Origin of the sequence: Streptomyces odontomachicola (assembly GCF_039605595.1) — a bacterium.
Lineage (GTDB): Bacteria > Actinomycetota > Actinomycetes > Streptomycetales > Streptomycetaceae > Streptomyces.
Window position 1 is genome coordinate 259,323 of sequence record NZ_JBCFOK010000006.1, and the last position, 26,468, is coordinate 285,790.

Consider the following 26,468-nt stretch of genomic DNA (forward strand, 5'->3'; position numbering starts at 1 on the left):
GTGTGTGCCCTGCACGGACTCTTCCCTGTAGTGACGGCGAGGTTTTGCAATGGATATGCTAATGGGTGGGGCATTTCTCGTCGTGGGAATTCTGCTCGCGTTCAATTTCAACGGTTTTGCTGAGTCGACTTTCAAGGTCCTCTCCAAGGGGAACCCCACATTCCCTAAGGCGACTCACAGGTCACTGCAAGCTATGGGTGTGGGGTGGGTGCTGCTGGGGGTTATATTCCTGCTTCCTCGATTTCTTGACGCTATTCTATGAGCGTGAGGTCCGAGTAGGATCTTCCCGCCCTCTTTGTCTTGAACTCCACCGCCTGTCTGCTGAGCGGCACGCATTGGTGGTCGAGAATTTTCGGTGCCTCAGCCCATGGAGAACCCGGCCGCCCGCGCCCTGGACGTCCTTGACCGCATCCCGCCCGCCCGGGTGCGTTCCACCTCCCGGCAGCGACTCGCCAACCTCGATACCGAACTCGCCTCGTTCTCCTCAACAGGTGGCGTCGAGCTTCGTGAGCGGGTGCGTGCTCTGCCTGCTGCGGTCGATCCGCACGGCAGCGCCACCGCGTAGTTCCGCTGTCCGTGTACTCACCCTCCAGCTCCAGAGCGGAGGGCTTGCGGAAGGTCTGGCCCTTCGGGCGCCTTGCACTCCGGGCCGGCAGGACGGCCGCATAGTCCTCGATCCGTGCTGAAGTCCGCGGTGGGGTGGTGGACTTCTTTCAGGGCAGTACGCGGTAGGTCACGTGGGTGACCGAGGTTGCCGCTCGCGATTCCATCTGCTGGAGGTTCAGCGACGGCACGCCGTCGAACAGCCGCGTACCCGCGCCGAGCGTGAACGGGACGATGTGGAGGCGCAGTTCGTCCATCAGGCCTGCGGCCAGGTACTGATTGACGGTGGTCGCGCCCCCGTGCACCGACACCTCGCCGCCCGCGGCTGCATCGCGAGCCTGTCGCAGCGCGGACTCGATGCCGTCGGTGACGAAGGAGAACGTGGTGCCGCCGTCCATCGGCTGCGGTTCGCGTGGATGGTGGGTGAGGACGAAGACCGGCGCGTGGTACGGGGGCTTCTCGCCCCACCAGCCCTTCCACTGCCGGTCCCAGGCGCCGCGTACGGGGCCGAACATGTTGCGCCCCATGATGAAGGCGCCGACCGCCGCCAGCCGGTCGAGCTGGGCCTGCCGCTGCTGCGGGCTCTCGAACATCCAGGCGTGCAGCCTGTCGCCCCAGCCATCGCCGCCGTCGTCGCCGAACGGGCGCTGCTCGGTCTGGTTGAGGCCGGCCGCGTACCCGTCGACGGAGATCGAGAGGTCGCAGGTCACCTTGCCCACATGTTCGGTCACTGTGCCGCCCTCCCTCGTCGCCGGCCCTCCGCCGCCCTGCGCACCGAAGAGTGGCGGCAGCAACGGCTGAGCGATCTCCCACAGCCCGTCCGGGACGATCCCCCAACGGCTCGCTCGTCCCGCGCCACATGGGCGGAGAGGATCGTGTGCCGGGGGCGTCCACGTCTCCTCCAGCAAGACCAAGTGGGAGACAACTGGGAGACGATCTCGGCGGGTTGCTGCGCCGCACCGCTCTCACCTGCGCGTTCCTGCGCAGAGGAAGGGGTGATGTATGTCCCCGTTCGTCCCCTGCTTCGGATCAGCTCCCGCCCACAGCCTCCCCCGCGTGCGGCGACAGCACGCCCATCCCCACCAGGATGAACAGCGCGATCCCGAGCAGCACCCGGTAGATCACGAACGGCATGAAGGAGCGGGTGGAGATGAACTTCATGAACCACGCGATCACCGCGTACGCGACCACGAACGCCAGGACCGTCGCGAAGATCGTGGGGCCCCAGGACACGTGGCCCTCGCCGATGTCGGTCAGCTCGAAGAGGCCGGAGGCGACCACGGCGGGGATGGCGAGGAGGAAGGAGTAGCGGGCCGCGGCCTCGCGGGTGTAGCCCATGAAGAGGCCGCCGCTGATGGTGGCGCCGGACCGGGAGACGCCGGGGATCAGGGCCATGGCCTGGGCGCATCCGTACAACAGGCCGTCCTTGACGGTCAGTTCCTCCAGGCTCTTGCGGTGCTTCACGGCCCGGTGCCTGCCGCCCTTCGCGTCGCGCGCGGCGAGGCGGTCGGCGATGCCCAGGATGATGCCCAGCACGATCAGGGTGGTGGCGATCAGACGCAGGTCGCGGAACGGGCCCTCGATCTGGTCCTTGAAGGCGAGCCCCAGCACGCCGATCGGGATCGAGCCGACGATCACCAGCCAGCCCATCTGGGCGTCGTGGTCACGCCGCATCTCCTTGTTCGCCAGCGAGCGGAACCACGCGGACAGGATCCGGCCGATGTCCTTGCGGAAGAAGATGATGACGGCGGCTTCGGTGCCGATCTGGGTGACCGCGGTGAAGGCGGCGCCCGGGTCCTCCCACCCGGCGAACGCGGCGGTGAGCCGCAGATGCGCGCTGGAGGAGATCGGAAGGAACTCGGTCAGCCCCTGGACGAGCCCGAGGATGAATGATTCGAACCAAGACATGCGTGCTGCGCCATCCCAAAGGTGAACGTGAACTGGCCGGTGACGGGAGGTGGTGCCGGTGGCCCCTGTGCTGGACGTGCCGGGTGCGCCGGGCGGTGCCGGCCGGTAGGCAGCGTAACGGTCCCGGGTGCACGGACCGTCACAGGCCAGGCCGTCCCCCGTGCACGGGCGCCGGCGCGGGTGCCGCTGCGGACACCACGGCGGGCCCCGCTACGGATGCCGCTACGGACGCCGCTACGGACGTCGCCACGAGCGCCGCGCGGCGCAGGCTCACCGGCCGGCGGAGAGCCGGAGCTGGTTCCGCTTGCGCCAGGCGTAGAGCGCGCCGCCGAGGCCCGAGACCGCGATGAAGCCGAAGGCGGCGAGGAAGGCGGGCGAGGTCGGCGCCTCGGCGCGGCTTCCGGCGAGGGCGTAGGCGGCGGTGTTCGGGATGGTGCCGATCGCGGTCGCTGCGAGGAAGGCCGTCCAGCCCATGCGGGAGACGGCGGCCGCGTAGTTGCAGCCCGCGAAGGGCAGCCCCGGCAGCAGTCTGATCACCAGCATCGAGCGGAAGCCGTGCTCGCTGAGCTGCCGGTCGGTGGCCTTGAGGACCTTGGCGCGCAGCAGCGGCCGCAGCGCGTCCTGGCCCAGGATGCGGCCGAGCCCGAAGGAGATGCCGGAGCCGATGACCGTGCCGGCGACCGCGGAGACCGTGCCGAGCTGGGCGCCGAAGAGGGCGCCGGCCGCCAGGTTGAGCACCGGCCGGGGTACGAAGGCGGCGGTGCACAGGCCGTACGCGACGGCGAACAGCACCACGGCGACGCCGCCCGAGAGCTGCTCGGGCCAGCCGTGCGCCAGGAACCGCTGCGGCTCGTAGAGCAGCATCGACGTGGCCGCGGCGCAGAGCAGAGTCAGCAGCAGCGCGAGCCGGGACCTCGGGGAGAGCAGCACCTGAGCGAGACGAGTGGGGCGTCCGTCGGACTGCGTTGCGGGGACGGGCACGTGGGGGAGCGTAACCGACGGCGGCGCCGGGTGGCCCGGCCCGAGCGGGATGATCTGTCGTGCTTTCGCCCCTTGTACGCCCGCCCGTCACCGGAGTGCCCCCGCGGGGAAACCCGTTGAGCTGGGCTCGCGGAGGGCCGGCGGGGAATGCCGTACGCGGCGCGGAAGTTGGCGCGGTCCGTTCGCCGGCCCCCGGGAGCTGTGACAGAACTGTCGAACAGCGGCTGCCGGAGCCCCTCCCCGCGCGGCAGGTGCGCGACAGGTACGAGGCAGTACAGTCCTCGGCACAATGGGGGCGTGACCGAGACCTCTTCCGCCGCCGCGTCCGCGCTCCCGCCGGAGCCGCTGCCCGTCACCCGCCCCGTACGGGCCGGCACGGCGAAGCTGCTGCCCGACACCGACAGGGCCCGCGCCTGGCTGCTGACCGTCGACGGGGCGCCGCAGTCGTACGTGGACCTGGACGAGCCCACGTATCTGGAGTTCGAGTACGTGCGGCGCATCGCGCACGCGCTGGACACCGTGGCGGGGGAGGGCGAGCCGGTCGACGCGCTGCACCTGGGCGGCGGCGCGCTGACCCTGCCGCGCTACGTGGCGGCCACCCGGCCGGGATCGCGGCAGCGGGTAGCGGAGTACGACGGCGAGCTGCTGGACATGGTCGCCGAGCACCTGCCGCTGCCGCACGGCGCCGAGGTCGCGCTGGAGGCCAGGGACGCGCGGGCCGTGCTGGAGTCGGCCGACGCGGGGTCGGCCGACGTGATCGTCGCCGATGTGTTCGCCGGGTCGCGGGTGCCCGCGCATCTGACCACGCTGACCTGCGTGCACGCCGCGGCCCGCGCGCTGCGGCCCGGCGGGGTGTACGCGGCCAACCTCGCCGACGCGGCGCCCTTCTCCTTCCTCGGCCCGCAGCTCGCCACCGTCGGCGCGGTCTTCCCCGAGGTGTGCCTGATCGCCGAGCCCGCCGTGCTGCGCGGCCGCCGCTTCGGCAACGCCGTGCTGCTGGCCTCCCGCGCCCCGCTGCCGCTCGACGGGCTGGCGCGGCGCTGCGCCGCCGACGCCTTCCCGGCCCGGGTGGTCTCGGACCCGGCGGAGCTGCGGAGGATCACGGGGGACGCGGCCCCGGTACGGGACGAGGGCGCGGCCTCCTCGCCCGAGCCGCCGGAGGGCGCGTTCAGCGTGGGGTGAGGGGCTGCTCTCCCGGCGCGGGCGTCAGTCGCGGACCTGGGCGCCGGGGCCGCCGGGCTCGCCCCGGCCCGGGGTCTCCTCGTCGGAAGCCGCAGCCGCGGACGTCTCCGCCGCCGCCTCGGCCGACGCCGCCTTCGCCACGGCGAAGTCCGTGGTCGTGATCTCCGCGGCGGCCGCCGCCTCCGTCGCCGCCCCGGAAGCCGGTGCGCCGGGCCCCGGAGCGCCGGACCCCTGAGCGGCCGCGCCGTGCCCCGGCTCCTGCGTACGCCGGGTGAGGTTACGTACGTCGGGGACGCACAGCACCGCCCCCGTCAGCAGCACCACCAGCGCGGCGCACCCCCACAGCGAGGCGGAGCGCCCCACGGCCTCCTCCACGGGGCCGGCCAGCGCGGTGGCCACCGGGACCATCGCCAGCGAGCCCAGCCAGTCGTACGAGGAGACGCGGGAGAACTTCTCCTCGGGTATCTCCTGGTGCAGCGCCGTCATCCACAGCACCGCGAACATCTCCACCAGCAGCCCGGCGAGCAGCATCACCCCGATGAGCGCGGGCACCGGGACCGGTACGGCCAGCGCGGCCGAGGGCAGTGCCAGCGGGAAGATGCTCAGCGCGCCGACCCGCAGGATCCGGCGCGGCTTCCAGCGGGCCATGAGCAGCGCGCCGCCCACGGTGCCGACGCCGAAGGCGGCGAGCGCCATGCCCCACGGGCGCGCGCCGCCGAGCTGGTCCTGCGCGACCTGCGGCCCGTACACCGACTCGGCGGCCGCGACCACGGCGTTCACCACAGCGAACTGGAGCACCACGGCCCACAGCCACGGCCGCCCCGTCACCTCCCGCCAGCCGTCCCTGAGGTCGGCCAACACGCCCCCGCCCGCAGCCCGTTCGGGCACCCCGCTCAGGTCGAGGAAGCCGCGCAGCACCGCGGCGGCGCCGAACGCGAGGGCGTCCACCAGCAGCACCCAGCCGGGTCCCGAGGCCGCCACCAGGGCGCCGCCCAGCGCGGCGCCGCCGATGTTGGCGCCGTTCACGCCCACGCGGAAGAACGCGAACGCCTTGCTCGCGCCCGGCCCTTCGGCGCTGGCCAGGACCATGCCCTCGGAGGCCGGCGCGAAGAACGCCTGCCCCATGCCGCCCAGCGCCGACAGCAGCACCATCTGCCACAACTGCGCCTGCCCCGTCACCACCAGCAGCCCGAAGACGGCCTGCGAGGCGCAGTTGAGGAGGTTGGCCGCCACCATCACCCGGTGCCGCGGCAGCCGGTCGGCGACGGCGCCGCCGATGAGCAGGAACACCACCAGCGGCACCGTGCGCGCCGTGGCGACCATGCCGACGTCCGTACCGCTGCCGCCGGACTCCAGCACGGCGAAGGAAGCGGCGACCAGCGCACCGGAGTTGCCCAGCCCTGTGACCACGGCGGCTGCCGTGAGCAGGGAGAAGTTGCGGTTCACCGGGGGCCTGTCGTCCTTCGCGCGGGGGTGTGGTCAGGGGTGTCGGGGCGGGCGCGTGCCTCAGCCGCGGGTGCCCGAGGGCTCTTCGTACGGGCGCAGGCTCGCGATCATCTGCTTGATCGTGGCGTCCGGGACCTCGCCGTCGACGCCCGCCGCGGTCGAGTGCACCCACACGACGCGCTCGCCGTGCTCGTTGGCGAAGGCGGCGGTGACGACCTTGCCCGCGGTCGGCGAGCAGCCGTGCTTCTTGGGGGCGCCGGTCACCACGGCCGAGGCGGCGTACCCGTGCACCCCGTGCTCGTTGGTGAAGGGCTTGCCGCCGGACTTGGTGAGCTTGCCCTTCTGCTTCTGGTCGAAGCCGCCGATCGCGAAGTTGGCCGCCGCGACCTCGGCGGCCTCCTTGTCGCTCTTGGAGCCCTTCGCGCCCTTGGTGCCGACGACCGCGAGCGGGGAGTCCTCGCAGAACTTGTCCTTGAAGCCGGCGGTGCCGGACATGACCAGCACCGGCTTCTTGGTCTTGTCGTTCTCGATGACGTACTGCACGGCCTGCGGATTGACCTTCCAGCCCGCGCTCTTGGGCACGTCGAAGGCGGTGTAGTACTTGTCGCTGAGCACGGCCTGCCAGCCCGGGTGCACCGGGTCCGAGCCGTCCTTCGACTTCTCCTGGCCGGCCGTCTGCTTCTTCGACGACTGGGCCGGCTTCTTGTCCGCCGCGGTGTCCTCGGAGTCGTCGCCGCTCTGGAACAGGAAGAAGCCGCCGACGGCGATCGCGATCACCGCGGCGGCCGCGCTGACGGCGATGACAGCGGCCTTGGACATGCCGCCCCCGCCACCGCCGCCGGGACCCTGCGGACCGCCGGGCGCGCCCTGCGGGGGCCACGGCTGCCCGGGCATCTGCTGCCCGGGCTGCTGGGCGTACGGATTCGGCTGCGGGGGCCGGCCCTGCGGGGGCTGGCCCTGCTGGTAGGGGTTGGGCTGCGGGTAGCCCTGCTGCCCCTGCTGCGGATAACCCGGCCCCGGCTGCTGGTACGGGTTGGGCTGCTGCTGCGCGTTCTGCCCCTGCCCCTGCTGGTAGGGGTTCGGCGCGTTCTGGTCCCCGTTGGGCTGCTGTCCTGGCCACATGGCGGGCAACACTATGCAACACCCCGCGCGCGTACCACGGCAGGTTCCGCATGGATACCGATCCGCTACACGGCACCACGAACCGGTCACCGCGCGGACGCCTTCCGGCGAGGGTTCCGGGCCTTGTTACTGAGTGGTAATGTGCGCGCATGTCTGCAGAGCCCCTGCCGTCGATCGGCGAGATGATGGCGGCCTCGGTCCCGATGGCCCGCACCCTCAACCTGGAGTTCACCGAGACCACGGCGGAGCGCGCCGTCGTCCGGCTGCCCGACCAGGGCGAGTTCCACAACCACGTCGGCGGCCCGCACGCCGGCGCGATGTTCACCCTCGCCGAGTCGGCGAGCGGCGCGATCGTGATGGCCGCCTTCGGCGACCAGCTCTCGCGCGCGGTGCCGCTCGCCGTGCGCGCGGAGATCGGCTACAAGAAGCTCGCCATGGGCCCGGTCACCGCCACCGCCGAACTGGGCCGCCCCATCGCCGACGTGGTGGCCGACCTGGACGCGGGCGAACGCCCCGAGTTCCCGGTCAACATCTCCATCACACGCGAGGACGGCGCGGTGACGGGCGAGATGAGCATCATCTGGACACTCCGGCCCAACGGCTGAGGTCCGTCAGGCACGCCCGGACCGGGCCGCCAAGTACGCCTGGACCGGCGAGAAGACGCCGTCCGGGATGTACGCGGTCAGGTCTTCGGGGCGTACCCATGCCACCTCCGCGATCTCGCGCGGGGACGCCGGGCGCGCTTCGGCCGCACCGCGTACCGGCGCGCAGGCCACGTAATGCACGAGGCGTGCTGTGCGCGGGTGTACGCGGTGGCCGAGGCGGCGTACGGGGGTGACCGGCACGCCCGTCTCCTCGAGGGCCTCGCGGGCGGCGGCCTGTTCGGGGCTCTCGCCCTGCTCCTGCTTGCCCGCCGGGAACTGCCAGGTCAGCCCGGCCTCCGGGGTCGCGCGCCGCACCAGCAGGACGCGGCCTCCCTGCGTGACGACGGCCGCGCTCACCGGGTGCATCGGAGAGCCCTCCCGCGGTGGAACCGGCCGCCGTGTCGTGTTCGTTGCCCCCTCAGGGTGCCTGCACGACGGACTAGGGGGCTCCGATGTGGGAGGAACTCAGCCGCGGCCAGCAGAAGAGGGCCCGCGTCATCGTGGACGAGCTCCGGCGGGCGGGCGTGGCGGAATCCGTGGAAGAGGTCGCGCGGCACTACGGGGACGCCTGCGCGTGGGAGGGCGGGCTGATCACCCTCACCGAGCTGTGCCGCCGCACCGGCTGGCCGCGTACGAGAGTCGTGCCGCACAACCCCGCGGCACTCCGCTCCGAGCTCGCCCGGCTGCGCGCCCGCGCCGAGGAGATCGAGCAGGAGCTGACCTCGGCCGGCGAGCCGACGGAGGGCTGAGGCTGAGGCCGCAAAGCGCTTACGCGAGCCTGCCCGTGTCGCGCAGCAGCGGCAGTACGTGATCGCGCACGGCGGGCGCCAGGCGCAGCCCGCCCTCCGCGGCGTCCTCCTCCGCGCCGGAGTACCAGCGCAGCTCGGCCAGTTCCGCCGCCGGCCGCGGCGCGCGGCTCAGCCCCGCCTCGTACACCGTCATGCGCATCGGCACGCCCTCCAGTGCTGCCGGGGCCTCGACCTCGGCGAGCAGGCGGGGGCCGACGGGCTCGGCGCCGAGTTCCTCGCGCAGCTCGCGGGTGAGCGCGTCCAGGGGGCCCTCGCCCGGATCCGGCTTGCCGCCGGGCAGGTAGAAGACCTCGGGCGCGGCCTGCTTGCTCACCAGCAGGAGGCGGCCGCCCTCGACGACGGCGGCGGCTGAGACCAACAGAGACATGCGGAGAGTCTTTCAGGCGGCGGCCGCGGGGCGCTGCGCGGCTCCAGCGTTTGGGGCCAAACATGATCTACGTTCAAGTCATTGACTCTTCAATCGGGCAGACCTAGCTTGCCGGGGCAATTGGTCGTACCCGCTTGCCAGCTAAGCGGCACAGAGGTGGCCAGGAGTGCCCCTCCGCGTTCAAGTGTTGACCCGAAGCCGCGCTGCGGTGCACACGGACGTGCCCGCGCGCAGAGGGAGCGGTGGCAGACGTGAGATCTTCCGGCAGACCTTCCGGCGCACTGGACAGACGCGGCGCGCTGCGCCTCCTCGGCGGCGCGGTGGCGGTGGCCGCAGCGGCGACCGGCGGAGGAGTGGCCGCGGCACCGGCCGCCTGGGCCGCCCCGTACGGGAACTCGGCCCCGTACGGGAACTCGGGGGCGCAGAAGGGGAGTTCGCGCGCCCGGCGGCTGGTCGCGCGGATGACCCTGGACGAGAAGCTGAGCCTCGTGCACGGCGCCACCGACCCCGAGAAGCTCGGGCAGGCGGGCTACACGCCGGGAGTTCCGCGCCTCGGCATCCCGCCACTGCGGCTCGCCGACGGCCCCGCGGGGGTGCGGGTGACCGCGCACGCCACGGCGCTGCCCGCACCCGTGCTGCTGGCCTCCGCGTTCGACCCGGAGCTGGCCCGCGCGTACGGGAAGGTCATCGGGCGCGAGGGGCGGGCGCTCGGACAGGACGTGCTGCTCTCGCCGATGGTGAACCTGATCCGGGTGCCGTACGCGGGCCGGAACTTCGAGACCTTCGGCGAGGACCCGCTGCTCTCCGGCGACCTGGTCGCCGAGGAGATCCGCGGCATCCAGGGCGAGGGACTGATCGCCACGGTCAAGCACTTCGCGCTCAACAACCAGGAGAAGGACCGCAACACGGTCGACGTCACCGCTGACGAGCGCACCATGCAGGAGCTGGAGCTGCGCGCCTTCGAGCCCGCCGTACGCGCGGGTGTGGGCTCCGTGATGGGCGCGTACAACAGCGTCAACGGGGACTTCGCCTGCGAGAACGAGGAGCTGCTCACCGGCGTGCTGCGCGGGCGGTGGGGCTTCAGCGGCTGGGTGATGACGGACTGGCTCGCCGCGCACAGCACGGTGAAGTCCCTGAAGGCGGGACTCGACATGGAGATGCCCGGCGGGATCTTCTACGGCGCCCCGCTGAAGGCCGCGGTGCTGAGCGGCGCGGTGGACGGGCGCCTTCTGGACCGCGCGGTGACCAGGATCCTGACGGTGATGGACCGGTTCGGGCTGCTGGACGGCAGCGCGCCGCCGAGGCCGGAACGCGATCCGGCGGCCGGCGCCCGTACCGCGCTGCGGGTCGCCACGGCGGGCGGCACGCTGCTCCGCAACGAGCGCGGCACTCTCCCGCTGACCGGCCGCGCGGCGCGCGACATCGCGGTGATCGGCCCGACCGGCGAGGTGCCGTTCGTGAGCGGCGGCGGCAGCGCCCATGTGACCCCCGAGCACGCGGAGAGCCCGCTGAAGGCGATCACCGAACGGGCCGGGCGCGGCGCGCGGGTGCGCTACGCGGTGGGCGAGGACCTGTACGGGAAGCCGCTGCCCGAGGGCGCGTTGAGCCCGCGCGCCGACCTGGAGGAGCAGCACGTGCCCGCCGGGCGCACATGGACGTACACCGGGACGCTCACCGTCGGGGAGGACGACGAGTGGACCTTCGTGCTGCACTATTCGGCGCCCTCGGCCGCCGGGCGGCCCAAGGTGCTGCTCGACGGTCAGGAGCTGTTCCCGCCCAAGCCCGGGCTCGGCGAGCTCTTCACCGGCGGCCTGGTCTCCCAGGCGCCCGACGGGAAGTCCGTACGCCGCGGCACCCGCCAACTGCGGGCTGGGCGGCACACGGTGACGATCACCGCGGCGGGCGGCGAGGACGGGCAGTCCTTCCGGCTGCGCAGGACGACCGGCGCGACCCGCAAGGCGGACGTCGAGGAAGCGGTGCGCGCCGCGCGCGCTGCGGAGAGCGTGGTGCTCTTCGCGTACGAGGACGCCACCGAGGGCGAGGACCGCGCCACCCTCGCGCTGCCCGGCGGCCAGGAGCGGCTGATCGAGGCCGTCACCGGCGCCAACCCCCGTACGGCCGTGGTGCTCAACACCTCCTCCGCCACCTCGATGCCGTGGCTGGAGCGCACCGGCGCGGTGCTCCAGATGTACTACCCGGGCCAGGAGGGCGCCGAGGCCACGGCGGCGCTGCTGTTCGGCGACGCCAACCCGGGCGGAAAGCTCACCCAGTCCTTCCCGGCGTCCGACGACGCGCACCCGGTGGCAGGGGACCCGCGCCGCTACCCGGGCGTGCACGGCAAGCAGACCTACAGTGAGGGCATCCACCTGGGGTACCGGTGGTACGACAGCGAGCAGAGCGGGGGAGTGGAGCCGCTGTTCCCGTTCGGGCACGGGCTCTCGTACACCTCCTTCGGCTACGCGCGGCCCCGGGTGCGGTCACTCCCCGAGGGCGGCGTCGAGGTGCGTTTCGCCCTCCGCAACACCGGGCGCCGGGCGGGTGCCGAGGTGGCGCAGGTGTACGCGGGCCCTTCGCCCGATCTGGCGCTCGACCAGCCCGTACGCGTGCTGGCCGGATACCGGCGGGTCGAGCTCGCGCCCGGCGAGGAGCGGCAGGTGGTCCTCCGCATCGGCCCCGCCGCCCTCTCCTCCTGGGACCCGGCGGCGCACCGCCGGGTGCTGGGCACGGGAGTCCGCACCTTCCACATCGGCTCCTCCTCCCGCGACCTCAGGCTGAGCGCGAAGGGGGAGGTGGGCGGGCGATGAGGGGGATGCGCTCGCGCGGACTGGGGATCGCGGTCGCCGCGCTGGGCCTGTTGTGCGGCGCGGTGACTCCCGGCGCGGCGCCGGCCAGCGGCGCCACGCACGAGGACCCCCTCGTGCGCACCGGCCAGGGGGTCGTGCGGGGCACGGCCGACGCGAACGGGCGTCAGTTCCGCGGCATCCCGTACGCCGCCCCGCCCGTCGGCGATCTGCGCTGGGCGCCGCCGCGCGCGCACGCGCGCTGGACGGGGGTGCGCGATGCGACCCGGTTCGGTCATCGCTGCGTACAGGACAAGAGCTGGGACCCCGGCTATGAGCAGCCGACCCACACCGAGGACTGCCTGAACCTCAATGTGCACACACCCGCCCGCACGCCGGCGGAGCGGCCGCGCCCCGTGCTGGTGTGGCTGCACGGCGGCGGGCTCACGGCGGGCGCGGGCGAGGACGTGGTGCCCGACAGGTTCGCCGCCGAGAACGGCATCGTGACCGTGACCGTCAACTACCGCCTGGGCGCGCTCGGTTTCCTCGGCTCCCGCGCGCTGGGCGGGCAGTCGGGCGACTTCGGCATGCAGGACCAGCAGTCCGCGCTGCGCTGGGTGCGCGCGAACATCGCGCGTTTCGGCGGCGATCCGGCGCGGGTCACCGTCGCGGGGGAGTCGGCCGGGGGCCGCTCGGTGTGCACCCAGCTCGCCGCGCCCGGTTCCCGCGGCCTGTTCCGCTCCGCGATCGTGCAGAGCGGCGCGTACGGGGACTGCGCGGCCCACACCCGTGAGCAGGCCGACGAGCAGGGCGCGGCCTTCGCGCGGCGGCTCGGCTGCGCGGAGCCGGAGCGGGGCGCCCGGGAGAACGTCGCCGACTGCCTGCGGCGGCAGAGCCCCGCGCGGATCATCGCGGCGCAGCGCGGCATGGACTGGGGCCCGGCCGCGGGCACCCGTTTCCTGCCCGAACAGCCCGCGCGGGCGATCGCGGCGGGCCGCTCGGCGCGGGTGCCGGTGATGAACGGGTCGAACAAGGACGAGGGCACGCTGTTCGCCTTCCAGCAGTACGACGGTGCGGGCAAACCGCTGCGGGCCGCGGACTACCCCGCGGCGCTGACCTCGGCCTTCGGCGAGCGCGCCGGGCGCGAGGCGCTGCGCCGGTATCCGCTGCGCGCCTACTCCACGCCCACCCACGCCTTCGCCGCGGCACTGGGCGACCAGATGATGTCCTGTCCGGCGCTGCGGCTGAACCGGAGCCTGGTGCAGGGGAGTTCCGGGACGGTCCGGGCGGGCGCGCCTGTCTACGCGTACGAGTTCGCCGACCGGACCTCGCCGCCCTTCGAGTCGCTGCGCAGGCTCGGCACCGACTTCGACTTCGGCGCCACGCACGTCAACGAGGTCCCGTACCTCTTCGACCACTTCGGGCACCCGGCGCCGCTGAACGCGGAGCAGCGCCTGCTGGCGCGGCGGATGCGCCAGTACTGGGCGTCCTTCGTGCGGGACGGCGTGCCCCGCGCCGCGGGCGTGCCGGTGATGCCCGAGCAGCATGCGAGGCCCGGCACGGCGCTCTCGCTGCGGACCGCGGCGTACGGCGGTCCCGCGACGGTGCGGTCCCTCGGCGCGGATCACCGGTGTGACCTTTGGGACAGTCCGGGCGCAACCATCCCCGAGGGCAACGGCGTCTGATCCAGTAGGCTGCCCGGACGCGCCGCAGGTCGGCGGCGCCTTCCGGGCCGTTCGCGGGCCGCCCCTGCAGGGTGCGGCGCGGAGCCGGAGCAGGGGACCAGTGCGGGAGGAGCCGGATTTTGCACGTCCAGGAGTGGCTGGAGACCGTCCCGGCGGTGAGCGTCTATCTGCTCGTCGGGCTGGTCATCGGCGTGGAGAGCCTGGGCATTCCGCTGCCCGGCGAGATCGTCCTGGTCAGTTCGGCGCTGCTGGCCTCGCAGCACGGCCACATCGACCCGGTCGTGCTGGGCGCCAGCGCCACGGCCGGAGCGATCATCGGCGACTCCATCGGCTACGCGATCGGCCGCAAGGGCGGCAGACCGCTGCTGGGCTGGCTCGGCGGCAAGTTCCCCAAGCACTTCGGCGCGGCCCAAGTGGCCACGGCTGAGCGCTCGTTCGAGAAGTGGGGCATGTGGGCGGTCTTCTTCGGCCGCTTCATCGCGCTGTTGCGGATCTTCGCCGGCCCCCTGGCGGGCGTGCTGCGCATGCCGTACTGGAAGTTCCTGATCGCCAACGTCCTCGGCGGCGTCGTCTGGGCCGGCGGCACCACGGCCGTCATCTACTACGTGGGCATCGTGGCCGAGGCGTGGCTCAAGCGCTTCTCCTGGCTGGGCCTGGTGGCCGCCGTCCTGGTGGGCCTGACCTCGATGCTGGTGATCCGCAGGCGCGCGAAGGCCGCCGAGGCGCGCCGCGAGGCGGAGTACGAGGCGGAGCACGGCGCCGAGGAGGCCGCGGCTGAGGTGCCCGAGCAGTCCTCCGGCGAGCAGGTCACCGCGCGCGACTGAGCCCCGAGCGTACGAAGCCGCCGCCCCGCCCCGTACTCCACGGGCGCGGGGCGGCGGTCGTCCGGCTCACTCCCCGGAATCGGAGCCGGAACCGGAGCCGGCCTCCGAGCCGGAACCGGAACCGGCCAGGGACTCGCGGTGCGTGCGCGCCAGTTCCGCGTACATCGCGGCGTTGGCCTTGATGCCCTCGCGCTCCTCCTCGGTCAGCTCCCGCTTGACCTTCGCGGGGACCCCCGCGACCAGCGAGCCGGGCGGCACCTGCATGCCCTGCGGCACCAGAGCGTGCGCGGCGACCAGCGAACCCGCGCCGATCCGCGCGCCGTTGAGGACCGTGGCGCTCATGCCGACCAGCACCTCGTCCTCCACCGTGCAGCCGTGCAGCACCGCGTTGTGGCCCACCGAGACGCCCTCGCCCACGTGCGCGGGGAAGCCCGGGTCGGCGTGCACGGTGCAGTTGTCCTGGATGTTGGAGCGCGCGCCCAGCGCGATGCTGTCGCAGTCGCCGCGCAGCACCGCCCCGTACCAGACGCTCGCGCCCGCGCCCAGCGTCACGTCGCCCACCACCACGGAGGTGGGCGCCACGAAGGCGTCCTGGTCGGCCTTGGGCTGCTTGCCGCCGATGGCCGCAACGACCGCCTGCTGCGGCCCGGTTGCCGCCTGCCCGCCGCCCGTCTGCGCTGTCCCCGTCTCCGATGTCATCGTCCCGCCCGCTCGCTCTCGTCGTCGTACTGGCCGGTTCCCACGCCCCGCACCGGAACCACTCAGCACCGTAAACCAGCGATGGGTCGAAGATCACAGGACGGGCCCCGGTGCCGCGTGCCGCGCGGCGGCTACGGTGACCGCGTGCCATCCATCAGCAAGGCCCTCGCGCCGCTCGTCTCCCGCGCGGTGCACGGCGTCTGGCGCGGGGCGCAGCGCGCGGGCGCGGTGACGGCCGACCGCCCGGGCCCGTACCGCTTCCGCAGCATCGGCGACGGAACCCGGCTCGCCTTCCCGCAGGGAACGGTGTTCGGCGAGCCGTGGATCGAACTGGGTGCGCACTGCATCGTCGGGCAGGACGTCACGCTGACCGCCGGCATGCTGCCCGACCTGGACCTGGGCCCCGACACCGTGCTGCGGCTGGGCGACGGCGTGGTGCTGGGCCGCGGCAGCCACGTCGTCGCCGACACGACGGTGACGATAGGGAACGACGTGTTCTTCGGCCCCTATACGTATGTGACCTCCACGAACCACTCGTACGACGACCCCGCGCAGCCCGTCGGCAAGCAGTGGCCGCGCGCCGCTCCCGTGGAGATCGGCGACGGCGCGTGGATCGGCGCGGGCGCCGTGGTGCTGCCCGGCGCGCGGCTCGGCCGCAACGTGGTGGTCGCCGCCGGCTCGGTCGTACGGGGCGAGGTGCCCGATCACGCGGTGGTGGCCGGGGCGCCGGCCCGCGTCGTGCGCCGCTGGGACGCGGAGCGCGGCTGGGACCCGCCGCTGCGCACGCCGCCGCCGGTGCCCGTGCCCGAGGACGTGACGCCTCAGCAGCTCAGCGCGCTCGCGGAGTTGGCCGAGCGGGACGAGTGAGAGCCGCGGCAGCGGCCGGACCGCGCGTTACGGTGCGGGGCACGGGGGCAGGCGTCCCCTGACACGCACCGCGGGGAGGCCGCCGTGAATGACCGCATGCTCCGCATCCTGCTGGTGATCGCCGTCTCGGTGATGGGGATCGCGATGCTGGCGTACATGGTCAAGCTCCTGTGACCCGGGGGCACGCCCGCGCTCAGGACGTCGCGAGCAGCACCGTCCCCGCCAGCGCGAGCCCCGCGCCCGCCGCCTGCACAAGACGCAGCCGCTCCTTGAGCACGGCGCGCGCGGCGAGCGCGGTGACCACCGGATACAGCGAGGCCAGCACGGCGGCCATGGTCACCGGGCCGCCCTGCGCCGCCAGCATGTAGGTGCCGTTGGCGGCCACATCGGCCAGGCCCACGAAGGCGAGCGCGGGCAGCGCCCTGGTCAGCACGGGCGCGCCGCCCTCCGGCAGCATCCTCGCCGTACCCCGTCCGACCTGCGCGAGCAGCACCGCGCCGCCCGCCACGACATTGGTGACCCGCTGCACGAACAGCGCGAGGAACAGCCCCGTGAGGGTCGAGGAGGCGTGCTCGATCAGCGCCATCACCGCGCCGAAGCCGAGCGCGGAGAGCAGCGTGAGCGCGATGGTCTGCCGCTGTACGGGGGCGCCGCGCAGCTCGGGCCCTCCCGCCAGCACCACTCCGGCGACGGCGACCACGATGCCCAGGCCCTGCATCCAGCCGGGGCGTTCGCCGAGCGCCAGGCCCGCGGCCACGGGGACGACGACGGCCAGTGACGCGAGCGGCGAGACCACGCCCATCGTGCCCTGGGACAGCGCGCGGTAGAACGCGAACATCCCGACGGGGCCCACGACTCCGGCCGCCACCGCGTACCAGAGCTGCGGTCCCCACTCGCTCCAGCCGCCGGTGGCCACGACGATCGCGCCCAGCACGACGGCGGCCAGCGCCTGCGAGACCACGACGACCGTGAGCGCGGACATGCGTCGGGTCAGCAGGCCTCCGCCGAAGTCGGCAAGTCCCCACATCAGGCTGGTGGCCAGGGCGAAGGCCGCGGTCATGGGTGCTCCTCGAAGTGCTCGCTCGGGGCGCAGTACAGTTTCCTGTACGCCGGGGTGCAGCACACCGTAGTGCAGGATGCTGAACCATGTCATTCAAAATATTGCAGCATGCAGAATGTGGGCCCCGCGGAACACCGGAGGGTTACGGAACACGTGACGGATCTCGACCGCCTCAGCCAGTCCCTGGCCCGCAATCTCAAGCGCTGGCGCCAGGAGCGCGGCTTCACCCTGGACGCGCTCGCCGCACGCGCCGGGGTCAGCCGCGGCATGCTGATCCAGATCGAGCAGGCCCGTACGAACCCGAGCGTGGGCACCGTGGTGAAGGTCGGCGACGCGCTCGGCGTCAGCATCACGACGCTGCTCGACTTCGACCAGGAGCCGCGGGTGCGCCTCGTACCCGAGGAGCAGGCCGTGACCCTGTGGTCCACCGAGGCGGGCAGCCGCAGCGTGCTGCTGGCCGGAGCCGAGTCGCCGGGGCCGCTGGAGCTGTGGGCCTGGCGGCTGATGCCGGGTGAGGGCAGCACCTCCGACCCGCACCCGGCGGGCACGACGGAGCTGGTGCACGTGGAGGAGGGCGAGCTCGTGCTGACCGTGGACGGCACGGACCACCCGGTCCCCGCGGGCACTTCGGCCACCTTCGAGGCCAACGTGCCGCACGGCTACCGCAACGACGGCTCGGCGACGGTCCGGATGACCATGGCCATCTCGGTGCCCCCGCCGCGCTGAGGTCCCGCTGCGCTGGGCCCCTCAGTGCTGAGCCCCGGGCTCGTACCCCGGGCTCCGCTGCTAGCGTGCGGCGCATGCGTGCACCCATCGGACACTTCGACAACGCGCAAACGGCGGCCGAGGCGCAGGAGTTCACCGGCCCCGCGGCCGAGGCGGTGCGGCGCGGCACCGGCGGGACGGCCCCCGAGGACGTGCTCTACGTGGACACCGACCCGGAGCGCGCCGACACGGCCGTCTTCGTCGAGCACTACGGCGCCGACCTGCTGGAGACCTCGGCGAACTGCGTGGTCGTCGCCGCCAAGCGCGCGGGCGAGCGCACCCTCGCGGCGTGCGTGGTGCCCTCCGGCGCGAAGGTGGACGTGAACGGCGCGGTGCGCCGCCAACTCGGCGCCCGCAAGGCCTCGTTCGCGCCGACGGACACGGCCGTCGAGGAGAGCGGCATGGAGTACGGCGGCATCACCCCCGTGGGACTGCCCGAGGGCTGGCCCGTACTGGTCGACGCCGCAGTCGCCGGGATGCCGTGGGTGCTGCTGGGCAGCGGACGCCGCCGCGGGAAGCTGATCGTGCCGGGCAAGTACGTGGCCCAACTGCCCGGAGCACAGGTCGTGGAGGACCTCGGAGTGCGCCCGCACCCCGCGTGAACTCCTGTACGAGGCGGCCACGTTCGGGTCATTCGGCGCCGCCCATGCCCCCTGGCCGGGTGATATCTCCGCCCTGTCGGCCCATGCCGCCACTAGGGTCCCCCGCATGACCACCACGCAGCCCGACAAGGGCACCTTCCAGCCCGGAGCAGTGGGCACCCTCAGGGTGCTCGGCTGGTCCGGCGAAAATCCCGAGGACGGGAAGGACCTGGCCTTCCTGCTGGCGTTCTCCACCGGCGACGGCGCGGAGGGACCCGAGGCCGGCGAGGCCGCCGCGCGAGCGCTGCTGGAGGAGATCGGACTGCCGCTCGGTGGCGCGGAGCCGGAGACCGCCGCCGTGCGCAACATCGTCAGCCTGATCATCGAGGGCGACCAGCTCGCGCTCACCATGCCGCGGCTGAGCGTGAAGTACCAGGCGCGCCAGGAGTGGCTGGACGCGGCGCGTGCGCGGGGCCAGGTGTACTTCCTCTTCGCCACCCGCCCCTGGACGGCGGCCGCCACGGGCAGCGAGGTCACCGAGGAGGCGCTGCGCGCCTTCGTCGGCGACGAGGAAGTGCTGGCAGGCGCGGCCCACTTGATGCTGCCCGTCCGCACCATCCAGTCCTGAGGGGTACGGCGTGGACGCAGGGCAGGCCCGGAGCGCCGAGGCGGTGCTGCGGGCCGCCGGTGTGCCGGGGGTCGTCGCGCCCGTCGACCCCCGCGACCCCGAGGGGGAGTGGCGGGTGTACGACAGCGCCGACCCCGCAGCGCGCACCGACACCACGGCCGCGGCGCTGACCTCGGCCGTCGCCGCCTTCCGCGACGCTCCCGCGCAGGTGGCCCGGGACCGGCCCGCGATGCCTCCGGGCAGCCGGTCCGTGCGCGGCTTCATCCTCCCGCCGGACGGGGAGGGCTGAGCGGAACGGTTCGCCGGCCGCACGACGAGGGGCCCCGCTCGAAGGGGAGCGGGGCCCCTCGTCATGCCTGGTGGCGTGCTTATGGGGCGTGCTTGTGGGCGCGCCTGCGGGGTGCCGGCGCCTTCCGCGTACGCCTCGCCTGCCTCAGCCCAGCTTCGGGATCTCGATCGCCGGGCAGCGGTCCATCACCATGTCGAGGCCCGCCGCGCGGGTGCGCCCGTACGCCGCCTCGTCGATCACTCCGAGCTGGAACCAGACCGCGCCCGCGCCCTTCCGCACCGCCTCGTCGGCGACCTCGCCTGCCTGGTCCGAGTTCACGAAGACGTCCACCACGTCGACGTCGAAGGGGATGTGGGCGATGCTCGCGTACCCCTGCTCCCCGTGCACCGTCTCCGCCTTCGGGTGCACCGGCACCACGCGCTTGCCGAAGCGCTGCAGCACCTCGGCCACGCCGTACGCCGCGCGCGAGCGGTTGGTGGAGAGGCCGACCACCGCCCACGTGTCGCCGGCCTCGTTGAGAATCCTGCGCACCGTCTCCTGGTCTCCGTACATGACGGCGCCAACCCGCGCCGCCCTCCAAGCATTCCCGGCCGGCCCGCGTTCCCGGTGACCTGGGATTTCCGGCGGGGCCTTAGGCTGGTCCGATGCAGCAGGAGCAGTACGTGACCGTCGCCGGCGAGGGCGTGCACGAGTCGGAGATCAGCCGCTCGCGCTTTCTGTGCGCCCTGGCGCCGGCCGCCACCGAGGAGGAGGCGCAGCGGTTCGTCGCGCGGATCAAGAGGGAGCACCCCACCGCGAACCACAACTGCTGGGCGTACGTCATCGGCGCCGACGGCTCCGTGCAGAAGGCCAGCGACGACGGCGAGCCCGGCGGCACGGCCGGGGTGCCGATGCTGCAGATGCTCACCCGCCGCGAGGTGCGCTACACGGTCGCCGTGGTCACCCGCTACTTCGGCGGCGTCAAGCTGGGCGCGGGCGGCCTGATCCGCGCGTACGGCGGGGTGGTCGGCGAGGCGCTGGACGCGATCGGCACCGTGGTGCGCCAGCGCTTCCGGCTAGTCACGGTCACCGCGGACCACCAGCGCGCGGGCAAGCTGGAGAACGACCTGCGCGCGACGGGACGCTCCGTGCGCGAGGTCCGCTACGGCGCCGAGGTCAGCATCGAACTCGGGCTCCCCGAGGCCGACGTCGAGGACTTCCGCGCCTGGCTCGCCGACGCGACCGCGGGCACCGCGCGGCTGGAGCTGGGCGGAGAGGCGTACGGGACGCTGTAGCCGTTCCGCGGCGCCGCGGCGTGCCGGTGCCGGTGGAGCTTGGGTGATGCCCCGGTGTGGCCCGGGCGAGGTGCCGGTGTACGGGGGACGGGACGCGTTGTCAGTGGCGGGGCTTAAGGTCGGTGACCATGCGTCTGCTGCACACGTCGGACTGGCATCTGGGCCGCGGCTTCCACCGCGTGAGCCTGCTCGATGCCCAGCGGGATTTCCTCGACCACCTCGTCGCCACGGCCGAGGAGCGGGAGGTCGACGCCGTCCTGGTGGCCGGTGACCTCTACGACCGCGCCGTGCCCCCGCTGCCGGCCGTGGAGCTGTTCGACCACGCGCTGCACCGGCTCGCCAGGATCGGCGTCCCCACCATCATGATCTCCGGCAATCACGACTCGGCCCGCAGACTGGGCGTCGGCTCGGGGCTCATGGAGAAGGCCGGGATACACCTGCGCACCGACCCTGCGGGGATCGGCACCCCCGTGGTGCTCGCCGACGCGCACGGCGAGGTCGCGTTCTATGGCCTGCCCTATCTCGAACCGGCGCTGGTCAGGGCCCAGTTGGGCGCCGAGCGCGGCGGGCACACGGCGGTGCTGGAGGCCGCCATGGCCCGGGTGCGCGAGGACCTGGCCGCGCGGGAGGAGGGCACCCGCTCCGTGGTGCTGGCGCACGCCTTCGTCACCGGCGGCGAGTCCTCCGACAGCGAGCGGGACATCACCGTCGGCGGGGTGGCCTCGGTCCCCGCCTCCGTCTTCGAGGGCGTGGACTACGCGGCGCTGGGCCATCTGCACGGCTGCCAGACGATCACCGAGCGGGTGCGCTATTCCGGTTCGCCGCTGGCCTATTCCTTCTCCGAGTCCGGCCACCGCAAGTCCATGTGGCTGATCGACCTCGGCCCGGACGGCGGTGTGGAGGCCGAGCGCCTGGACTGCCCCGTGCCGCGCCCGCTGGCCAGGATCCGCGGCGCCCTGGACGACCTGCTCGCCGATCCCGCGCTGGAGCGGCACGAAGGGGCGTGGGTCGAGGCCACGTTGACGGACCGGGCCAGACCGAGCGAGCCCATGGCACGGCTCGCCGAGCGCTTCCCGCACATCCTCGCCCTGTCCTTCGAGCCCGAGCGCGAGGACGGGGCGCCGGAGATCTCGTACGCACGGCGGCTGAAGGGCCGCAGCGACCAGGAGGTCGCGGAGGACTTCGTCGGCCATGTGCGCGCCGGACGCGGGGCCGACGACGAGGAGCGGGCCATGCTCGGCGCGGCGCTGGACGCGGCGCGCGCCGAGGAGGCGCGCAGCGGGACGAGCCGCAGCGAGGTGGGCCGATGAGGCTGCACCGGCTGAGCATGACGGCCTTCGGACCGTTCGGCGGCACCCACGAGGCCGACTTCGACGAGCTCTCGGCCGCGGGTCTCTTCCTGCTGCACGGAGCCACCGGAGCGGGCAAGACATCCGTGCTGGACGCGGTCTGCTATGCGTTGTACGGAGGGGTTCCCGGCGCCCGCCAGCAGCCCGGCGGCACCCTGCGCAGCGACCACGCGGCGCCCGGCACCCTCACCGAGGTGACCCTCGAACTCACCGTCGCCGGGCGGCGCCTGGAGGTCACCCGGCGCCCCGAGCAGCGGCGGCCGAAGCGGCGGGGCAGCGGCTTCACGGTGGAGAAGGCCCAGTCCTGGCTGCGCGAGCACGAGGCGGCGACCGGCGACTGGCGCGCGCTCAGCCGTTCGCACCAGGAGATCGGCGAGGAGATCACCCGGCTGCTCGGGATGAGCAGGGACCAGTTCTGCCAGGTGGTGCTGCTGCCGCAGGGCGACTTCGCGCGCTTCCTGCGGGCGAGCGTGGACGACCGCAGGAAGCTGCTGTCCACGCTCTTCGACACCGGCAGATTCCGCGCCGTCGAGGACGAGCTCGCCGCGATGCGCCGCGCGGCGGAGGACGAAGTGCGGGCGGGCGACGAGGAGTTGCTCGCCCTCGCCCAGCGCATGCAGCAGGAGGCGGGGCCCGCGTCATCCGCCGATGTGCTGGTGCGCTCGGGGACACCGGGGGAGTCCGGGGAATCCGAGGGCGAGGCGGGGCGGCCGGTTCCGGGGCAGCGCGGGCGCCGCGCGTCGGCCCGTACCGCGAACCGTGCCGATGCCCGCAGCGATACCCGTGCCGATGCCCGCACCGACGCCCGCTCCGAGGACGCGGGCGCCGGCGCGCTCAGCCCCGGCGCGCTCACGCCCGGGGACCCGGGGCTGGCCGGAGCCGTGCTGGAGTGGGCGGCGCTGGCCCGCGCCCGTGCGAGGGAGCAGCGGGACATCGCCGCGCTCGCCGCGCGCGCCGCGGAGGAGGAGCACGCAGCGGCGGCCGCGCGCCTGGACGACGTACGGGAGATCGCGCGTGACCAGCGGCGTTATGCCGAGGCGCAGCGCCGCGCCGCCGAGCTGGAGGAGCGGGCGCCGGAGCAGGAGCGCGTGCGGGAGCGGCTGGAGCGCGCCCGTTCCGCGGATGCCGTGGCACCGGCGCTCGGGCTGCGCGAGTCGGCGCAGGCCGAGCACGCGCAGGCCGCCGAGGCCGAACGCCGGTGCCGGGCGCGGTTGTTGGAGCAGCCGGAGTCCCGTAAAGGCGGCGATCCGGCGGACCCGATGGCCCCGGCGGACACGGTGGAGTCGGTGGCCGAGGCGCCGCCCGAGCGGCTGACCGAGCTGGAGCGGGCCGCACGCCAGGAGCTGGGGGCGCTGGACTCCGCGCGCCGCTCCGAGCAGCGCGCCTCCCGCATCGGGGACGAACTCGCCGTGCTGGAGCGCGATTCCCGCGCCGACGACGAGGCGCTGCGCGAGGCCGAGGAGTGGCTCTCGGGCTGGGAGTCCGCGCGCGAGGCGCACACCCGCCGCATCGACGCGGCCCACGAGGCCGCCACCCGCGCCGAACAGCTCGGCGCGCAGCTCGACTCCGCGCGGCGCCGCGCCGAGGCCGCCGGGCGCAGGGACCGGCACGAGGAGGAGCGGCGCCGGGCCGACGAGGGGCTGCTGAGCGCGAGGGAGCGCGCGGCCGCGGCGTACGAGCACTGGCTGGACCTCAAGGACCGGCGGCTGCGCGGTTTCGCCGCCGAGCTCGCCGAGGGGCTGCGGGACGGGGAGCCGTGCAAGGTGTGCGGTTCGCCCGAGCACCCCGATCCGGCGCGGCCCGGGGAGGGGCATGTGGACCGCGCGGCGGAGGACGCCGCGCTCGCCGCGCACCGGGAGGCCGAGGCGGAGCGCGAGCGCGCCGAGCAGCGGGCCTCGGCCGTGCGCGAGCACCTGGCGGCCGCCCGCGCCGAGTCGGGCGAGGAGAGCGCGGAGCTGCTGGCCCAGGAGGCGGCGCGGCTGGAGCGCGAGCACGCGTCGGCGCACGCGGCGGCCGCCGACGCGCACGCGGCCCGCGAGGCGCTGGACGCCGCCGAGCGCGAGCACGCGCGCCGCCTCGCCCAGCAGCAGGAGGCCGGGCAGCGCGTCGCCTCCCGTACGTCGCAGCGCGAGGCCCTGCTGCGCGAGCGGGAGTCCCTGGTCGAGGAGGTGCGGCAGGTGCGGGGCGCGGCGTCCAGCGTCGCCGAGCGCGCCGCGGCGCTGGAGTCGCGTGCGGCGGCGCTGGCCGAGGCGGCGGAGGCGGCGCGGTCCGCGCGGTCCACGGCGCAGCGGCTCAAGGACGCCGACGACAGGCTCGCGGACGCGGCGTACCGCGCGGGATTCGGTACGCCGCAGGCCGCCGCCGAGGCCGTGCTCGGCGAGGCGGAGCAGCAGGCGCTGCGGCGCGGGCTGGAGCAGTGGCAGGCCGAACGGGCCGCCGTGGCCGCCGAGTTGGACGATGTGGTGCTGGCCGCGGCTGCTTCGCGTCCGGCGGCGGACGTCGAGGGCGCCGAGCGCTCGCTCGCCGCGGCGGCGGCGCGGTTGCAGGACGCGGCGAGCGGCGAGACCGCGGCGGGCAAGCGCTGCGCCGAGCTCGACCGGCTGTCGGGGCGCGCGGCGGAGGACGTACGACGGCTGGCGCCGCTGCGCACGCGGTACGAACGCACCGCGCGGCTCGCGCAGTTGGCCGCCGGCACCGCGGCGGAGAACGCGCTCAAGATGCGGCTGGAGACCTATGTGCTGGCCGCGCGCCTGGAGCAGGTCGCGGCCGCGGCGAGCGTGCGGCTGGCGCGGATGTCGGGCGGGCGCTACACGCTGGTGCACAGCGACGAGATGTCAGGGCGCGGGCGGTCCGGGCTGGGGCTGCACGTCATCGACGCGTGGACCGGTGTCGAGCGGGACACCGCGACGCTCTCCGGCGGCGAGACCTTCTCGGCCTCGCTCGCGCTCGCGCTCGGGCTCGCCGACGTGGTCACCGAGGAGTCCGGGGGGACGCGGCTCGACACGCTCTTCATCGACGAGGGCTTCGGGAGCCTGGACGCGGAGACGTTGGATGAGGTGCTGGACGTGTTGGACTCGCTGCGGGAGAGGGACCGTTGCGTGGGGATCGTCAGCCACGTCGCTGATCTGCGGCAGCGGGTGGGGGCGCAGTTGGAGGTGCTCAAGTCCCGGCGGGGGTCGCGGCTGAGGCACCACGCGGTGGTGAGCGGGTAGGGGGCTCCGGTCCCCGTTGGGTGCGGGGACGTTGGTGCGCAACCACTCCATGACGCGCGTCCGGAGTGTGTACGGCGTTCGCGGTAGCGCACCCCGCTCAGCCGGGAAGGCCGGGAAAACAGTCGGATTTCCGGCCAATTCCCGGGCGGGATACGGCGCTTGACGCCGCTTGGGGCCCTCCGTACCGTCCTGGATCCCACAGCGCGTGCACGCATGTAAACGAACGCATGTAAACGATCGGTGGAGGGCCCGTCAGGGGCCGTACGTCAGGGGGGCTGACGTGTCTCGCACCATCCCGCGCATACCGCTCTACACGCTCGAGGGCGTCCCGGACGCCGACATCAGCACGCACCCGTTCACCACGGACGACGGCCTCGGCCTGAGCATGCTGCGCTTCCAGCGCGGCGGGGGCGACGACGTGGTGCTGGTGATCCACGGACTGACCACGTCGAGCGACATGTTCATCATGCCCGAGCACCAGAACCTGGTCCGCTTCCTGCTGGACAACGGCTATGGCGACGTGTGGACGCTGGACTACCGGATGAGCAACCGCCACCCGTACAACCGCGGGCGGCACCGCTTCTCCATGGACGACATCGCGCTCTACGACTATCCGGCGGCGCTCGCGAAGCTGCGCGAGGCGGTCGGGCACGACCGGCGCATCCATGTCATCGCGCACTGCCTGGGCTCGGTGTCCTTCGCCATGAGCCTCTTCGGCGGCGCGGTGGACGGCATCACCAGCGTCATCCTCAACAGCGCGGCGCTCACCCCGCGCGTGCCCGACTGGTCCCGGATCAAGCTGTTCGTCGCGCCGGGCCTGACCGAGTACGTGCTGGGCTTCCCGTACCTCGACCCGCGCTGGGCCTACGAGCCGCGCTTCACGCCCGCCTGGGCGTTCGCGAAGCTCGTGGACCTCGCGCACCCGGAGTGCGAGGAGAGCTCCTGCCACATGCTCAGCATGATGTGGGGCACGGGATGGCCGGCGCTCTACAGCCACAACAAGCTGCACGAGATCACCCACCGCCGCAGCGGCGACCTCTACGGCGCGACCGGTGTGCACTACTACCGGCACGTGCGCGCCATGGTCGTCGCGGGGCGGGCCGTCAAGTACGACAGGAACGACCCGCGGTACGACACGCTGCCCGACGACTACCTGGCGGGGGCCGCAGAGAACGAGACCCCCGTGCTGCTGACCACCGGCGACAGCAACCGGGTCTTCACCGACGCCAACGTGGTGTGCCACAGGCGGCTGGAGGCTGTCGCGCCCGGACGGCACGAGCTGGCGGTCTTCCCCGGCTACGGCCACCAGGACGTCTTCATGGGAGAGCGCGCCGATCGCGACGTGTTCCCGCGGATGCTCGACTTCCTCAAACAACACGGAGCCTGACGTGGC

Annotated in this window: 26 protein-coding genes; 16 read left to right on the forward strand and 10 right to left on the reverse strand. The window is 73.6% G+C overall.

The features are described 5' to 3' along the window. Nucleotides 1-355: 355 nt before the first annotated feature. Entirely contained in the window at nt 356-565 is a 210-nt protein-coding gene (locus tag ABEE00_RS13530) for a hypothetical protein (protein ID WP_345745658.1), read from the forward strand. 148 nt (nt 566-713) lie between these two features. Here the strand turns inward: ABEE00_RS13530 and ABEE00_RS13535 are convergent, their stop codons facing one another. From ABEE00_RS13535 to ABEE00_RS13545, 3 genes are all read right to left on the reverse strand, one after another. Then, nucleotides 714-1,334, reverse strand: a complete 621-nt coding sequence (locus tag ABEE00_RS13535; RefSeq protein ID WP_345745659.1) for a dihydrofolate reductase family protein — start codon at nt 1,332-1,334, stop codon at nt 714-716. Nucleotides 1,335-1,632: 298 nt separating this feature from the next. After that, nucleotides 1,633-2,511 (reverse strand): undecaprenyl-diphosphate phosphatase, encoded by an 879-nt coding sequence (locus tag ABEE00_RS13540; RefSeq protein ID WP_345745660.1) that lies wholly within the window; start codon nt 2,509-2,511, stop codon nt 1,633-1,635. Between the two features lie 270 nt (nt 2,512-2,781). After that, nucleotides 2,782-3,492: a TVP38/TMEM64 family protein gene (locus tag ABEE00_RS13545; RefSeq protein ID WP_345745661.1), complete on the reverse strand. Its 711-nt coding sequence runs from the start codon at nt 3,490-3,492 to the stop codon at nt 2,782-2,784. 297 nt (nt 3,493-3,789) lie between these two features. On the opposite strand from ABEE00_RS13545, the gene ABEE00_RS13550 reads away from it, so the two are divergent. Continuing rightward, nucleotides 3,790-4,674: a spermidine synthase gene (locus tag ABEE00_RS13550; protein ID WP_345745662.1), complete on the forward strand. Its 885-nt coding sequence runs from the start codon at nt 3,790-3,792 to the stop codon at nt 4,672-4,674. 24 nt (nt 4,675-4,698) lie between these two features. Here the strand turns inward: ABEE00_RS13550 and ABEE00_RS13555 are convergent, their stop codons facing one another. After that, on the reverse strand, nt 4,699-6,120 hold the full coding sequence (locus ABEE00_RS13555; protein WP_345745663.1) for an MFS transporter: 1,422 nt from the start codon (nt 6,118-6,120) through the stop codon (nt 4,699-4,701). 60 nt (nt 6,121-6,180) lie between these two features. Further along, nucleotides 6,181-7,242 (reverse strand): DUF8017 domain-containing protein, encoded by a 1,062-nt coding sequence (locus tag ABEE00_RS13560; protein WP_345745664.1) that lies wholly within the window; start codon nt 7,240-7,242, stop codon nt 6,181-6,183. A gap of 149 nt (nt 7,243-7,391) precedes the next feature. On the opposite strand from ABEE00_RS13560, the gene ABEE00_RS13565 reads away from it, so the two are divergent. Next, nucleotides 7,392-7,847, forward strand: a complete 456-nt coding sequence (locus ABEE00_RS13565) for a DUF4442 domain-containing protein (protein ID WP_345745665.1) — start codon at nt 7,392-7,394, stop codon at nt 7,845-7,847. A 6-nt stretch (nt 7,848-7,853) separates the two neighbouring features. On the opposite strand, the gene ABEE00_RS13570 is transcribed toward ABEE00_RS13565, so the two are convergent. Beyond that, the gene (locus ABEE00_RS13570) at nt 7,854-8,252 is read right to left on the reverse strand and encodes an NUDIX hydrolase (RefSeq protein ID WP_345745666.1); all 399 of its coding nucleotides are present in this window, start codon (nt 8,250-8,252) and stop codon (nt 7,854-7,856) included. 86 nt (nt 8,253-8,338) lie between these two features. Here ABEE00_RS13570 and ABEE00_RS13575 point away from each other — a divergent pair, with 86 nt between their 5' ends. Beyond that, nucleotides 8,339-8,635 carry a hypothetical protein gene (locus tag ABEE00_RS13575; protein WP_345745667.1) on the forward strand — a complete coding sequence of 99 codons (297 nt, stop codon included), beginning with the start codon at nt 8,339-8,341 and terminating at the stop codon, nt 8,633-8,635. Nucleotides 8,636-8,654: 19 nt separating this feature from the next. Here the strand turns inward: ABEE00_RS13575 and ABEE00_RS13580 are convergent, their stop codons facing one another. Further along, nucleotides 8,655-9,062: an NUDIX hydrolase gene (locus tag ABEE00_RS13580; protein WP_345745668.1), complete on the reverse strand. Its 408-nt coding sequence runs from the start codon at nt 9,060-9,062 to the stop codon at nt 8,655-8,657. 251 nt (nt 9,063-9,313) lie between these two features. On the opposite strand from ABEE00_RS13580, the gene ABEE00_RS13585 reads away from it, so the two are divergent. From ABEE00_RS13585 to ABEE00_RS13595, 3 genes are all read left to right on the forward strand, one after another. Further along, nucleotides 9,314-11,866, forward strand: coding sequence for a glycoside hydrolase family 3 protein (locus tag ABEE00_RS13585; protein WP_345745669.1), 2,553 nt, complete (start codon nt 9,314-9,316; stop codon nt 11,864-11,866). Further along, on the forward strand, nt 11,863-13,527 hold the full coding sequence (locus ABEE00_RS13590) for a carboxylesterase/lipase family protein (protein ID WP_345745670.1): 1,665 nt from the start codon (nt 11,863-11,865) through the stop codon (nt 13,525-13,527). Before ABEE00_RS13585 ends, ABEE00_RS13590 begins: the two co-directional genes overlap by 4 nt. A gap of 119 nt (nt 13,528-13,646) precedes the next feature. Further along, complete coding sequence (locus ABEE00_RS13595) at nt 13,647-14,351, forward strand: DedA family protein (protein ID WP_345745671.1); 705 nt, start codon at nt 13,647-13,649, stop codon at nt 14,349-14,351. A gap of 66 nt (nt 14,352-14,417) precedes the next feature. Here the strand turns inward: ABEE00_RS13595 and ABEE00_RS13600 are convergent, their stop codons facing one another. Next, nucleotides 14,418-15,050 carry a gamma carbonic anhydrase family protein gene (locus ABEE00_RS13600; protein WP_345745672.1) on the reverse strand — a complete coding sequence of 211 codons (633 nt, stop codon included), beginning with the start codon at nt 15,048-15,050 and terminating at the stop codon, nt 14,418-14,420. Between the two features lie 81 nt (nt 15,051-15,131). Here ABEE00_RS13600 and ABEE00_RS13605 point away from each other — a divergent pair, with 81 nt between their 5' ends. Continuing rightward, the gene (locus ABEE00_RS13605) at nt 15,132-15,917 is read left to right on the forward strand and encodes an acyltransferase (RefSeq protein ID WP_345745673.1); all 786 of its coding nucleotides are present in this window, start codon (nt 15,132-15,134) and stop codon (nt 15,915-15,917) included. A gap of 193 nt (nt 15,918-16,110) precedes the next feature. On the opposite strand, the gene ABEE00_RS13610 is transcribed toward ABEE00_RS13605, so the two are convergent. Then, nucleotides 16,111-16,977: an EamA family transporter gene (locus ABEE00_RS13610; protein WP_345745674.1), complete on the reverse strand. Its 867-nt coding sequence runs from the start codon at nt 16,975-16,977 to the stop codon at nt 16,111-16,113. Between the two features lie 153 nt (nt 16,978-17,130). Here ABEE00_RS13610 and ABEE00_RS13615 point away from each other — a divergent pair, with 153 nt between their 5' ends. From ABEE00_RS13615 to ABEE00_RS13630, 4 genes are all read left to right on the forward strand, one after another. Next, nucleotides 17,131-17,703, forward strand: coding sequence for a helix-turn-helix domain-containing protein (locus ABEE00_RS13615; RefSeq protein ID WP_345745675.1), 573 nt, complete (start codon nt 17,131-17,133; stop codon nt 17,701-17,703). Nucleotides 17,704-17,777: 74 nt separating this feature from the next. Then, nucleotides 17,778-18,344 carry a YbaK/EbsC family protein gene (locus ABEE00_RS13620; protein ID WP_345745676.1) on the forward strand — a complete coding sequence of 189 codons (567 nt, stop codon included), beginning with the start codon at nt 17,778-17,780 and terminating at the stop codon, nt 18,342-18,344. A gap of 106 nt (nt 18,345-18,450) precedes the next feature. Further along, entirely contained in the window at nt 18,451-18,951 is a 501-nt protein-coding gene (locus ABEE00_RS13625; protein ID WP_345745677.1) for a DUF5949 family protein, read from the forward strand. 10 nt (nt 18,952-18,961) lie between these two features. Then, entirely contained in the window at nt 18,962-19,240 is a 279-nt protein-coding gene (locus ABEE00_RS13630) for a hypothetical protein (RefSeq protein ID WP_345745678.1), read from the forward strand. A 144-nt stretch (nt 19,241-19,384) separates the two neighbouring features. Here the strand turns inward: ABEE00_RS13630 and ABEE00_RS13635 are convergent, their stop codons facing one another. After that, a complete protein-coding gene (locus ABEE00_RS13635) occupies nt 19,385-19,792 on the reverse strand; it encodes a CoA-binding protein (protein WP_345745679.1) in 408 nt (135 codons plus the stop codon). 92 nt (nt 19,793-19,884) lie between these two features. On the opposite strand from ABEE00_RS13635, the gene ABEE00_RS13640 reads away from it, so the two are divergent. The 4 genes from ABEE00_RS13640 to ABEE00_RS13655 all read left to right on the forward strand — a co-directional run bounded on the left by ABEE00_RS13640 (nt 19,885) and on the right by ABEE00_RS13655 (nt 26,462). After that, nucleotides 19,885-20,514 (forward strand): YigZ family protein, encoded by a 630-nt coding sequence (locus ABEE00_RS13640; RefSeq protein WP_345745680.1) that lies wholly within the window; start codon nt 19,885-19,887, stop codon nt 20,512-20,514. 128 nt (nt 20,515-20,642) lie between these two features. After that, nucleotides 20,643-21,824, forward strand: coding sequence for an exonuclease SbcCD subunit D (locus ABEE00_RS13645; protein WP_345745681.1), 1,182 nt, complete (start codon nt 20,643-20,645; stop codon nt 21,822-21,824). Continuing rightward, nucleotides 21,821-25,075 carry an SMC family ATPase gene (locus tag ABEE00_RS13650; RefSeq protein WP_345745682.1) on the forward strand — a complete coding sequence of 1,085 codons (3,255 nt, stop codon included), beginning with the start codon at nt 21,821-21,823 and terminating at the stop codon, nt 25,073-25,075. The genes ABEE00_RS13645 and ABEE00_RS13650 overlap by 4 nt, the downstream gene beginning before the upstream one ends. 280 nt (nt 25,076-25,355) lie before the next feature. After that, complete coding sequence (locus tag ABEE00_RS13655) at nt 25,356-26,462, forward strand: alpha/beta hydrolase (protein WP_345745683.1); 1,107 nt, start codon at nt 25,356-25,358, stop codon at nt 26,460-26,462. Nucleotides 26,463-26,468 lie beyond the last annotated feature (6 nt).